This is a genomic window from Flavobacterium sediminis (assembly GCF_003148385.1).
Classification (GTDB): domain Bacteria; phylum Bacteroidota; class Bacteroidia; order Flavobacteriales; family Flavobacteriaceae; genus Flavobacterium; species Flavobacterium sediminis.
Genome location: NZ_CP029463.1, coordinates 2,475,524 through 2,488,193, shown reverse-complemented (window position 1 = coordinate 2,488,193; position 12,670 = coordinate 2,475,524). Strand labels below are relative to the sequence as shown.

The 12,670-nt window shown below is 36.1% G+C and carries 8 protein-coding genes; 4 read left to right on the top strand and 4 right to left on the bottom strand.

Annotated elements, in window-relative coordinates; genetic code table 11:
* Positions 1-2 precede the first annotated feature (2 nt).
* From DI487_RS11450 to DI487_RS11440, 3 genes are all read left to right on the top strand, one after another.
* Positions 3-659 (top strand): hypothetical protein, encoded by a 657-nt coding sequence (locus DI487_RS11450; RefSeq protein WP_109569769.1) that lies wholly within the window; start codon positions 3-5, stop codon positions 657-659.
* A gap of 32 nt (positions 660-691) precedes the next feature.
* Positions 692-2,704 carry a flotillin family protein gene (locus DI487_RS11445; RefSeq protein WP_109569768.1) on the top strand — a complete coding sequence of 671 codons (2,013 nt, stop codon included), beginning with the start codon at positions 692-694 and terminating at the stop codon, positions 2,702-2,704.
* A gap of 90 nt (positions 2,705-2,794) precedes the next feature.
* Positions 2,795-7,609: a DNA repair ATPase gene (locus tag DI487_RS11440; RefSeq protein WP_109569767.1), complete on the top strand. Its 4,815-nt coding sequence runs from the start codon at positions 2,795-2,797 to the stop codon at positions 7,607-7,609.
* A gap of 34 nt (positions 7,610-7,643) precedes the next feature.
* On the opposite strand, the gene DI487_RS11435 is transcribed toward DI487_RS11440, so the two are convergent.
* Both DI487_RS11435 and DI487_RS11430 read right to left on the bottom strand, forming a co-directional pair.
* Positions 7,644-9,041: an FAD-binding oxidoreductase gene (locus tag DI487_RS11435; protein WP_109569766.1), complete on the bottom strand. Its 1,398-nt coding sequence runs from the start codon at positions 9,039-9,041 to the stop codon at positions 7,644-7,646.
* Position 9,042: 1 nt separating this feature from the next.
* Positions 9,043-9,954: an AEC family transporter gene (locus DI487_RS11430; protein WP_109569765.1), complete on the bottom strand. Its 912-nt coding sequence runs from the start codon at positions 9,952-9,954 to the stop codon at positions 9,043-9,045.
* 171 nt (positions 9,955-10,125) lie between these two features.
* On the opposite strand from DI487_RS11430, the gene meaB reads away from it, so the two are divergent.
* Positions 10,126-11,211: a methylmalonyl Co-A mutase-associated GTPase MeaB gene (gene meaB, locus DI487_RS11425; protein WP_109570668.1), complete on the top strand. Its 1,086-nt coding sequence runs from the start codon at positions 10,126-10,128 to the stop codon at positions 11,209-11,211.
* A gap of 9 nt (positions 11,212-11,220) precedes the next feature.
* Here the strand turns inward: meaB and DI487_RS11420 are convergent, their stop codons facing one another.
* Positions 11,221-11,979 carry a CHAP domain-containing protein gene (locus DI487_RS11420; protein ID WP_109569764.1) on the bottom strand — a complete coding sequence of 253 codons (759 nt, stop codon included), beginning with the start codon at positions 11,977-11,979 and terminating at the stop codon, positions 11,221-11,223.
* Positions 11,980-11,992: 13 nt separating this feature from the next.
* Positions 11,993-12,634, bottom strand: a complete 642-nt coding sequence (locus DI487_RS11415) for a hypothetical protein (RefSeq protein ID WP_109569763.1) — start codon at positions 12,632-12,634, stop codon at positions 11,993-11,995.
* Positions 12,635-12,670: the final 36 nt, after the last annotated feature.

Here is a 12,670-nt window from a genome sequence, read left to right as displayed (position 1 = left end):
GAATGAGTTTTGAAGAATTAATTGAAATATCGTTTACGCCCGCCAATGCGATACTGAGTATTATTTTAATACTGAGCGTTTTGTATTGGCTGTTTACGATACTTACCGGAATTGGTGACTTTGATCTCGATTTAGATGCGGATCTCGACTTAGACGGTGACCTTGATAATCCGGACGGATTGGTCGAAGTAGATGCTGATACTTCATCATTCATTCAATTTCTAAAATTCCTTAATCTGGATATTATTCCTATCACGTTCTTTTTAACATTAGCGTTCTTATTTACCTGGCTTATCAATGTTAACCTAAGCTTTTATTTACCACTGCCGAACTGGTTCTTTTTTATAACCATCATTCCGGCATTTATAGTGAGTTTATTCCTTACAAAATATATTTGTACTCCGCTGAAACCGGTCTTTAAAGAGATCAATCACAAAGGAGAAATAGCGTATGACTATTTAGGAAGAACCGGCACTATGATTACCAAAACAGAAGCCGATAAAATCGGCATGTTGGAACTGATCATTAATAAAGATCCGATCCGATTAATGGTAAAAAGCAAAGACGGTTCATTAATTAAACAAGGCGAAAAAGCAATAATCGTTGACGAAGAACCACAAAAAAAATTCTTCTACATAGAAAGAACATATGAAATTTAATAGAAACTAACGTAATTATTCAAAATTAATTTATGAGTACATTTTACATTACTTTGGCTGTAATCATCATAGCCGGATTAGGACTAATCTTCTGGATTTTATCCATGTACAAAAAAACAGTTCAGGGAGTTGTAATCCTTAGAACAGGTTATGGCGGAACCAAAGTGTTTTTTAATGCAGGTATCGTAATTCCTGTGATCCACCGTCAGGAAAACATGGACATTTCCGTAAAAAAATTAGAGATTTCCAGAGAAGGTAAAGACGGACTTATTTGTAAAGACAACATGCGTGCTGACATTCAGGTAGCTTTTTTCGTTCGTGTCAATAAATCTGTTGATGACATTGTCAACGTAGCACAAACTATTGGCTGTCAAAGAGCATCTGATATTTCTACCTTAAGAGAGCTGTTTGAAGCTAAATTTTCAGAAGCTTTAAAAACAGTAGGTAAAAAATTTGAGTTCATTGAATTATATGAAGCACGAAGCGAATTCCGTCACGAAATCTTAAGCATCATCGGAACGGACCTGAACGGTTATGTGTTAGATGATTGTGCCATCGACTATTTAGAACAAACGTCATTAGCTCAGTTAAATAAAGACAATATCTTAGATGCGGAAGGGATCAAAAAAATCACCGAATTAACAGCTAATCAAAATATTAAAGCCAATCTGGTAAGACGTGAAGAAGAAAAAACCATCAAAAAACAAGATGTTGAAGCACGTGAAGCAATTTTAGAATTGGAAAAACAATTGGCTGAAAAAGAAGAATCACAAAAACGTGAAGTAGAGAATATTAAAGCACGTGAAAATGCTGAAATTTTAAAAGTAGCTGAAGAAGAGCGTTTAAAATATGAAAGCGTTCGCATTTCTACCGAAGAAAAACTTCAAATTGCAGAAGAAAACAAACAACGTCAAGTTGTCATTGCTGCCAAAAACAAAGAACGTGCCGATTTAGTAGAAACGGAAAGAGTACAAAAGGACCGTTTGTTAGAAGCGACCGAAAAAGAACGCGTTGTGGCTCTTGCTGATATCGAAAAAGAAAAAGCAGTAGAGCTTGAAAAGAAAAATATTCAGGATGTGATTCGCGAGCGTTTAATGAAAGAAAAAACGGTGGTAGAAGAACAACAAGGAATTTTAGATGTAGAAGCCTTAAAAGCTGCTGAAAGAGACAAACAAGTTCAGATTATTGCTGCGAGTAAAGAAGCTGAAGAACGTTTAATTGTAGAAACCAAAGCTGCCGAAGCACGTAAATTAGCTGCTGAAAAAGACGCTCAAAAATATGTGATCGAAGCGCAAGCAAAACGCGATGCTGCCGAAAAAGAAGCAGAAGCAAGAAAAATCATTGCTGATGCACAAGCTAAAGAAGAAGCTACTCTTGGTTTATCTGAAGCACAGGTAATGCATGCTAAAGCTGAAGCACACGAGCGTCAAGGTATTGTAGAAGCAACTATTATTGAGAAAAAAGCCGATGCCAACAAAAAAGAAGGTTTAGCAGAAGCCGAAGTTATCAAAGAAAAAGCATTAGCAGAAGCTGCCGGAATTACCGAAAAAGCAGAAGCAATGAAAAAACTAAACGATGCCGGAAAAGATCACGAAGAGTTCCGTTTGAAATTAGCAAAAGAAAAAGAAGTAGAATTGGCACAAATCGCTATTCAAAAAGACATCGCCGAAGCACAAGCTGTTGTTCTTGGTGAAGCTTTCAAAACCGCTAATATCGACATCGTAGGTGGTGAAAGTACTTTCTTTGACAATGTAGTTCGCCAAATCTCTGCCGGTAAAGGAATTGATAAATTTATTCAGCACAGCGAAAATGCGCAATTGGTAAAAGAAGCTTTATTAAGCAATGATGAAGAAGGAAATTTGGTTGGTAAAGTGATGCAATTAGTAGACAAATACAAAGTTTCATCTGAAGACATCAAAAACCTAAGCATAGCTTCTTTGATTTTTAAACTAAAAGGTGTTGCAAACGATAACGAACAAAGTGTTTTAGCCAAAGCTTTAGACATGGCAAGACACTTAGGAATCGACAATAAGCCGTTAAAATAAATCTTTATTTCTTTAAGTTCAGTGCCAATTGCTTCATTCTTTGGAGCAGTTGGCTTTTTATCCTATTTCTCTATTTTCTTCATATAACAAATGAGTAGCGAATCTATGCAAAACGGAACATACGAAATCATTCAAAAACGATTGAATGAACAAAAAAACGAACTATCCAAACGTATTTTTCAACTCGATGAAGAACGCAAAAAGATTTTCGGAGGCGTTGAATACAATTTAATTGCTAACGAACGTCTTTCTACAGAACAAAGTTGCAAAATCCGCGATATCATTTCGCTTGGAAATACTTGTTTGGTAGGACATCAAACACATCTAGGGCTAAAAACAGAGATCGCTTTGGAAGATGTGTTTTCCATGTACACGTTTACCAACAATCATTTTGAACCGCAGCCGCTTATCTGGTTGCAGGATCAAACCTTTATTGAGGAATTCAAAAATTTATACAAATATTATCGAAATACCACTTTCGTCAAGTTTTTTATTGCTAATAATTATTTGTATTTCGTTTTCCAACTATCAGCAAGTCCTTCTGATATTAAGGCTTTTAAATGGTTGATTAAAGACGAAACGCTTGTTTTTGTAGATGCAAGAAGTGCCGCGGAAGTAAAGTTTCCCAATCAACACGAATTTCAGTGGACCAAAGCAACGCGCGACATGCAACGCACGGGTGCGCATCCGCATGTTTCCTTAGCCGATAAAGTTTTTGTGGAAGCCATCGGTGGCGATATTACGGTAAAAGTCGAAGACAATACACAAACCGGAAAAGGAATTTACAGCGAAGATGTTATTCATAAAGACCAAACGTTGGACGATGCTGAAATTCACTTTTTCGACTATCACAATCTGTTGGTTTTTAAAATCAAACCGTATTTAGAAAACGAACGATATTTTATTTACAATCATAAGGAAAAGAAAGTTGCCCGAATTGATTCTTTGGAATATTCCGGTGTTTTGTTGCCCGAAAACCAAGGGTTGATTTTTCCTAATGGTTTTGCGTTGCAAACCGGCGAAATTAAAGTGTTGGAATCCGAAAATCGTCCGGTGTATTTTTACAAGAAAATTTCCGGAATTAACGGCGAAAACTTCCTTTACGTTTTTTACGATCAGGAACAACACGAATATTTGCTGATCCCTTACAACATCATCAAACAAGCTATTGAAACGCCTATTCAATGCAGCGGTTTTACGCTTTTTGAAGACGGAAAAATGTGTTATTTCAGAGGAAATGAAGATACCAAACATCATTTGGTACAAATTTGGCAAACGCCTTTTACTAAAGATGTTGTTGTAAACGAACAAAACAAAGACAATATTCTCTACAAAGTCGGGAATAAAGACTTGGTACGTTTAATGGCGGAATGTCAGGAATTGCAAGTGTTTTTGAGCAAAAAAGACACGTATAATGGTTTGTATAACGAAATTGTGAAACAAACCACAACTATTTTAGATAGCTATTATTTCTTGCAAGACAAAGGCGTTTTCAGTATCAACGAACCGCTTTTAGAAATCCGGAATATTGCACATACTGCCATTAACGAATTTGAAAAAGTTCAGGAAATTAAGAAGAAAACGGCAGCCGCTTTAGATGAAATTCATGAAAAATTTCAAAATAAAACCAGCGAATTAAACTATCAATCGTATACTAATTTACAGCAATATATTGTTTCATTGGCTGAAATTCGTTCGTTGCGAGGCGAAATGATTTCGGCTAAAGATTTACAATATGCCGATGTCAAACAAATTGAAGTTTGGGAAACCCAATTGGGAACTTTGGCAGATGAATTGGCAACCAATTGTGTTTCGTTTTTGTTAGAACCACAAGCTTTGGCGCCTTATCAGGAAACCATTGATGGCTTGTCGGCTGAAATTACCCATTTGACCAAAACGATTCAAGGGAAAGAAATTGAGAAGAACTTAGATAATTTGGCCAACCAATTAGAACTTTTGGTAGACATTGTCAACAATTTAAAAATTGAAGACGCATCGCATTCAACCCAAATTATCGAAAATATTTCTGTTCTATTTTCGTTGATTAATCAAGAACGAATTGCGTTAAACAATAAAAAAAGAGAGCTTTCCGGTAAAGAATTGGCAGCCGATTTTAAAGCGCAAGTCACGTTGTTTGATCAAACGGCGATTAATTTCTACGAATTGGCAAACACACCCGATAAATGTCAGGATTTCTTAAACAAATTGGCGATTCAGTTGGAAGAAATGGAAGCCAAATATGTAGATTTTGACGAATTTATTCAAGTTATCGGCGAAAAAAGAGAAGAAATCTACCAACAGTTTCAAACCAAAGGCGTTCAGTTAACCGAAGCCAGAAACAAGCGTACGACCAATTTATTTCAATCGGCGGAACGTATTTTGAAAGGTTTGGCTAATAAAGTAGCTTCGTTTGCAACCGAAATTGAGATCAATGGTTATTTTGCATCCGATTTGATGATTGAAAAAGTTAGGGATATTGCCCAACAATTGCATAATCTAAACGATGCCAATAAATCGGAAGAATTGTTGACTCAGTTAAAAACGGCTCAGCAAGAAGCGATTCGCAAACTGAAAGATCGAAATGAAATTTATGAAGACGGCGAAAATATTATTGCTTTAGGAAATTACAAATTTGCGGTAAACAAGCAAAAACTCGATTTGACTTTGGTGACCAAAAACAATCAGTATTTCTATCATTTAACGGGAACTAATTTTTATCAGCCTATTGAATATCAAGAAATTGATTCATTCAAAGACGTTTGGAATCAGGAGTTTGTTACTGAAAATCAATCGGTAAAAAAAATCGAATATATTGCATGGAACGTGTTTTTGAAAAATCCGGATATCGGAACAGAAAAAACAAATCGAGCTGCTATTGAAGAATTTTTCGCGAATCATTTTGGCGAAGGTTTGGTAAAAGGCGTTCACGATGAAGATGCTTTGCAAATTGTGACCAAGTTGCAGCAATTGAACAACCAATTAGGTTTGCTGCGCTATTCGCCATCAGAAAGAGCTTTGGCGCAATTGTTTTGGTTCTTTTTAGAAGAAAGCGAAAAATCATATTACGAAAAGCAATTTCAAGCCATTGAATTATTGAAGCAAACGTTCAAAAATACCGAGCAATTCAAATATTTGAACAAACAGCTTTCGGAGAAAATTGAACTTTTTAAAACACAATTCGATCATTTTGGAAGCATTTCGTCTTACAAAGCGGCTTCTTATCTTAAAAAAGAAAACAGAAACGCTTTCACGGTAAACGACGAAGCCAATACGCATTATCAAAGTTTCGTGAAAAATCTAAAGGAACAAGGTAAAGATCTGGCTTTTTTCCAACGAATTGAAGATTTGTATCCGTTTCCTTCCGCGTGTTTTGATATTGTGTTCAATGCTGTAAAAACCTATTTATTAGAGCAAGATATTACCACAACAGAAGGAACTTTAGACGAAATAGCTGTGTTTTTATTGGTGCATGATTTGAAATCAAATCAAGTAGTGAAAACCAATGCTTCTGAAGAATTGAATGCATTTAAAACGTTGCAAAAAGAAGAAGTTTACACCTTAAATTTTCATCAATTCAGTCAAAAACTGGAATATTACATTGAAAAAATTCAACCGAAGTTTTTGGAATTCCAACAGTTGAAAAAACATTGGGTTGCCGACAAAAGAAAGCAGTTCAAATTGGAAACGTTCAGTACGCAGGTGTTGACTTCTTTCATCAGAAATAAATTGATTAACGAAGTTTATTTTCCTTTAATTGGAGCCAATTTAGCAAAACAAATCGGTGCGACCGGAGAAACAAAACGAACAGACCGAATGGGAATGTTGTTGTTGGTTTCGCCTCCGGGTTATGGAAAAACAACTTTGATGGAATATTTAGCCGACCGAATGGGATTGGTTTTTATGAAAATCAACGGACCTTCTTTGGGGCACGAAATCACATCAACCGATCCGAGTGAAGCAAAAAATGCGGGAGCCAAACAAGAATTGGAAAAACTGAACTTAGCTTTTGAAATGGGCGACAATGTAATGTTATATTTAGATGATATTCAGCATTGTAATCCTGAATTTTTACAAAAGTTTATTTCTTTGGCCGACGGACAACGAAAAATTGAAGGTATTTTTAACGGCGAAGCCAAAACTTACGATTTGCGTTCCAAACGTTTTTGTTTGGTTATGGCTGGCAATCCGTATACCGAAAGTGGTGAAAAATTCCAAATTCCTGATATGTTAGCCAACCGTGCTGATACGTATAATTTAGGCGAAATATCTGGCGTAAATGCTGAATTGTTTGATTTGAGTTTGATTGAAAACTCCATTTTGTCCAATTCGTTTATGACACGTTTGACGCAAGCGGGAATGAAAAATCTTTACGAAGTATACGATGGCATTGTTCATAACAATCCGAATGTTGCTGTTGACGGAAATTTTACGACTCAGGAAATTGAAGATTTCAAAAACGTTTTGGAAAAAATCATTCAAGTACGCAATACGGTAATTCGGGTAAATGAAATGTACATTCAATCGGCAGCAATGGCAGATGAATACCGTTCAGAACCGATTTTTAAATTACAAGGTTCGTATCGTGATATGAATAAATTAGTTGCCAAAATTGAACCGATTCACACCGATAAAGAAGTAGAACAAATTGTTTTATCGCATTATAAAAACGAATCGCAAACCTTAACCACAGGTGCAGAAGCCAATCTTTTGAAATTGAAAGAAATCATGCAAATTCAAAGTGAAGCTGAAAAAGCACGTTGGGGAGAAATCAAAACGATTTTCAAGAAAAACAATCGTTTGAAAAGTTTTGGAGGTAACGACAAAATGAATCAGGTTGTTGCCTTATTGGAAGATTTTGCAGAAGGTTTGAATGGCATTAAAAATGTATTGTCAGACAAAAAGTAAAAAGAAAAGACCTCAAATTGAGGTCTTTTTTTATCTAATTCGGTAAAATTTTCCCGGGATTCATAATGTTATTCGGATCAAAAAGTTGCTTGATTCCTTTCATTAAATTCAAACTCGTTTCATTGAAAATAATTGGCATAAAATCTTTTTGTACGTAACCAATGCCATGTTCGCCCGATAATGTTCCGTTTAAAGATTTAGTCAATTCAAAAATCTCAACAATTCCTTTTCTGACTTCCGTTTGCCACTGCTCATCCGTTAAATTTCCTTTGATGATGTTCACGTGTAAATTTCCGTCGCCGGCATGTCCGTAACAAACCGATTGAAAACCATATTTTTTTCCGGCTTCTTTAATTCCTTTTAATAACGTAGGCAATTCATAGCGCGGCACAACCGTATCTTCTTCTTTATAAACAGAATTAGCTTTAACGGCTTCGGCAACACCACGACGCATTCTCCATAAAGCATTTTTTTGATCTTCGGTATCGGCAAATAGCACTTCGTCGACTTCAAATTGTTCCACAACACTCAAAATCTTTTCGGCTTCCTGCATCAAAACGTCTGGATAATTTCCGTCGACTTCAATAAGTAAATGCGCTTGATGTTCGGGTTTTACCGTTACATTGATGTTGTCAATATATTTCACTGACCAGTCAATAGCGTCTCGTTCCATGAATTCTAAAGCACTTGGTACAATTCCCGCTCTAAAAATAGCTGAAACGGCTTCACAAGCTTGATCGGCTTTGAAAAACGGAACCAACATCAAAACATTGAATTGGTTTTGTGGTAATAATTTCAAAACAATTTTGGTTACAATTCCTAAAGTTCCTTCGCTTCCGACCATTAATTGTGTTAAGTTGTAACCTGTTGAATTTTTTAATGTATTGGCACCCGTCCAAATGATTTCGCCATTAGGCAAAACTACTTCTAAATTTAAGACATAATCTTTGGTTACACCATATTTTACAGCTCGAGCACCACCAGAATTTTCGGCAATGTTTCCCCCAATAAAACAACTTCCCATGCTACTGGGATCAACCGGATAAAACAAACCTTTTTCGGCAACCGTATCGCGCAAAACCTGAGTTATTACTGCAGGTTCGGTAATAACCTGAAGATTTTTTTCGTCTATAGCTACAATACTATTTAATCGTTCTGTAGAAAGTGCAATACCGCCGTGAATGCTTAATGCACCACCGCTTAAACCAGTTCTTCCACCAATGGGAACTACCGGAATTTTATATTGATTTGCCAATTGTACCACGGCCGAAATTTGCGCTGTATTTTCTGGTTTTACCACAACATGCGGTGGAAAATTATAATCTTCCGTTTCATCGTAGCCGTATTTTTTTCGAGTTTCAAAATCTGTAAAAATGAAATTTTCACCAACGATTTGGGTTAATTCATTGATATGTTGAGCTGTTAATTCCATATTAAAATTGGAGTAAAATAAAATACCATAGTACTAAGGTAACAAAAGAAAGCGGAATTCCGACGCCCACCATCATGTTACTTAATTTGGGTTTTAAACCATAACTGGAAGCCAAAATTGCCCCGGTAATCATAGGTGCCATTGCTGCTTCGATAATGGAAACATCAATAGGTAAACCATCGGCTCCTAAAACTAATTTGTAGAGTACAAAAAAGAACAAAGGGGTTATGATTAATTTAAAAAGTAGACCAACGCCTAAAAATGGCCAATGCAAACTTCTGCGTTCAAATTTTAACTGAAGCCCAACTGCTACTAAGGCAACTGGTGAAACTGTTGCGCCTACGCGTTGAAAAACACTTTGCAGATCCATAGGGAAATCTACTTTAAAAAGATTCAGCATTAAACCTAAAAAAAAGGCTAGAAAAGGTGGGAATTTTAAAATTTTGGTTAAAAGTGTTTTAGCACTTGGCGTTTCTTTTGAAAAACTCGTAGCAACAATAATTCCTAAAGTTGACATGACTACGAAAGAACCGGGTTGGTCTACAATAATAGCCGTTTCAATTCCTTCTTTGCCGTATAACGCTTCAATTACCGGAAAACCAACGAAGGAAGTGTTGCCTAAACCACTTACTACAATTAGACATCCGATTAATTTTTTGGACCAACCTAATAATTTTCCCAATCCATAGAAAAAGACAAAAGACAATCCAAAACCTAACCAAGCTATTCCTAAAGGATATAACAAAGACGCATTGAGTTCTATTTTTGGAATGTAATATAAGGCGATAGCCGGAATGGAAACGTAAATTACAAATTGATTTAATGCTTGATGAGCATTTTTAGGAAAAGCAGGAACTTTTTGAAAAAGAACACCTAAAAGAAGGCATCCAAAAAGTAAAATAATATTATCCATTCTGTTTTATTGGGCGTTAGTCTAACAAAGTTACAGGAAACTATCGGTAAAGAAACCTAATTCTTCCATAAAGTTAGAAAAATTCAATAATGTTGAGTATTGCTTTTGAATGAATAGTTGTGATTGTTTTATTTTACAGTTTTCAGTAATTTTACACAAAAACGTATTCAAGTGGCAAAGCACAGCAAAACTCCAACAGCTCTTTACGAAAAAGATGGCGTAAAACAACCCGATTCGGTTAACCAATCGGTTGCGCAAAACGTAAAGCAATTCAGAAGAAAACAACCTTCTGCCAATGAATTAGTTGAAGGAATTTTGAAAGGCGATAAAATAGCATTGAGTAGGGCGATAACATTAATTGAAAGTACCAATACGGAACATTTGGACAAAGCAAATGAAGTGATTCAAGGATGTTTGCCTCATGCCAACCAATCGGTTCGAATAGGAATTACGGGAGTTCCAGGCGTGGGAAAAAGTACATTTATTGAAGCTTTTGGAAAATATTTGACTGCTATTGGGAAGAAAGTAGCGGTTTTAGCGGTAGACCCAAGTTCGTCAATTAGTCACGGTAGTATTTTGGGTGATAAAACCCGAATGGAAGAATTGGTCAAAGACGAAAATGCATATATCCGTCCGAGTGCTTCTGGAGATAGTTTAGGCGGTGTAGCCCGAAAAACAAGAGAAACGATTATTTTGTGTGAAGCTTGTGGTTTTGATACCATTATTATTGAAACTGTTGGTGTGGGGCAAAGTGAAACTGCAGTTCACAGTATGGTTGATTTCTTTTTATTACTAAAAATTGCCGGTGCCGGCGATGAATTGCAAGGGATAAAACGCGGAATTATGGAAATGGCTGACACGATTGTGATTAATAAAGCCGATGGCGATAATATTGCGAAAGCAAAGTTAGCCAAAACCGAATTTAACCGAGCGTTGCATTTATTTCCGGCTAAAAATAGCGGTTGGACACCGAAAGTAACGACTTGTAGTGCTTATGAGAAAACAGGAATTGACCAAGTTTGGCAAATTATAGCGGACTATTTTGAACTAACGAAAGAAAATCAGTATTTCGAACACAAAAGACAGGAGCAAAACCAATACTGGATGTTGGAAACGATAAACGAACAATTGAAAAACCGTTTTTACAGTCATCCGGAAATCAAAATCTTATTAGAACAAAACAAAAAAGCGGTGCAAAACAATGAAATTTCACCTTTTGCCGCCGCTCAGATCTTACTGGAAAAGTATTTTAAATAAGCTGTTCTTTTAAGCAGAACAAGTAATAAACCCTTTGTTCACAGAATTAATCTTTCTTGAACTCAGTCTGAAAACGCCTATTCCTTCTCTGGAATTTGTATTGTTTGTATTTCCCTCGATCGTTGTGATATAGCCGCCTTGAACCGATTCAACTATTCCTGTGTGGCCAAGTCCGCTACCATAAGATATTATAAAAACAGCCCCCGGAACTATTAATTCAGGATCGTTTACAGCGTCTTTTGCAGTAATCTTGGGCTGAATCGTTTTATCCCACTGATACAAACAACCTCCTGTCTTTACTAATGGATTCGTTTGCCCTAATTCTTTAGCTGCTTCATCAAAGCACCAATACACAAAGCTCATGCACCAAGCATATCCTCCTGACAAGCCTACTGATCCTAAATATTCATCCACCATTGGTCCTCTATTACTCCCTAATGGATCTTCCAGTTCTCCTATCTGAGTCCGAGCTATTTCTATTACTTTTTGTAGAAAAACATCATCTGTTGTAGTTACGACAGGAATTGATTCTTCTCCAAATAAAAATTTCCATGTAATCGGTCCTACTTTACCGTCTGCAATAAGTGGAAATCCGTTTTCATCTAATGTTCTGCTCTGGTATAATTTCACTGCATTGTGTGTTTTATAACCAAAATCTCCATCTACTACCAGATTGGCAATCCCTAACTCATTTATTCTCTCCTGAATGGCTTTAACGATAGTTTTATCGCTCTCTCCTTTTTTTATAATTCTTCCTGGATAATTCATTGTTTTTGTTTTTTTAGTATTGTTGTAAAATTTCCGGATACGATTTTGAATTTTTCTTATTCAATTCTATCTTTCCGACAGATTCAAAAATTAGCGGAAGAGTACGGAACAGATTTCTTTTTTCCTGATCCGACTTACTAAAAGCTTCAAAACCGAAGGTATAAATGCTCTTTTCTTTCAGTTTAAAACGGGTAAGCTCAATACCGCAACCTTCATCAACAAACGTAGTTGCACTAACTAATTTTCTGGTATTCAAGTCGTATTTCAAGATCAAGCGATCTTTTGCTACCGGAATCCACCCGGTTGTGGTATTTCCTGAATTTAGAATTTCTACAATTAAAGGGGCATCAACTAACTTAACACTATACTTTATCCAAGTATTCAGTTGTCCTTCAATATGCTCGTTGAATTTAAACGTTTTGTTTTCCTCTATTTGTTTTTTGATCTCCACATGAGAAACCAGTCCTTCTTTCATTTCTCTGGGATCTCTTATCTTTATCCCTAACGAATCGATATCAGGCAGGCTCAGATAATAATCGTATCGAGGGTAATTATCTTCCAGCCCAAACTGTTGGTCATAAGTTGCAAACCAATGCTCTATCTGTTTTTCCTGGCCTTTGTTCAGGAGCCAACGAACCTCTGCACTCTTTAACATTTTTCTTTAGCTTTATAATTTTTTAATGTATTCGGT

Bases quoted from the DNA above. Each gene is read 5' to 3' on its own strand.
- DI487_RS11450 (WP_109569769.1), top strand. From the start codon at position 3: ATGAGTTTTGAAGAATTAATTGAAATATCGTTTACGCCCGCCAATGCG.
- DI487_RS11445 (WP_109569768.1), top strand. From the start codon at position 692: ATGAGTACATTTTACATTACTTTGGCTGTAATCATCATAGCCGGATTA.
- DI487_RS11440 (WP_109569767.1), top strand. From the start codon at position 2,795: ATGAGTAGCGAATCTATGCAAAACGGAACATACGAAATCATTCAAAAA.
- DI487_RS11435 (WP_109569766.1), bottom strand. From the start codon at position 9,041: ATGGAATTAACAGCTCAACATATCAATGAATTAACCCAAATCGTTGGT.
- DI487_RS11430 (WP_109569765.1), bottom strand. From the start codon at position 9,954: ATGGATAATATTATTTTACTTTTTGGATGCCTTCTTTTAGGTGTTCTT.
- DI487_RS11420 (WP_109569764.1), bottom strand. From the start codon at position 11,979: ATGAATTATCCAGGAAGAATTATAAAAAAAGGAGAGAGCGATAAAACT.
- DI487_RS11415 (WP_109569763.1), bottom strand. From the start codon at position 12,634: ATGTTAAAGAGTGCAGAGGTTCGTTGGCTCCTGAACAAAGGCCAGGAA.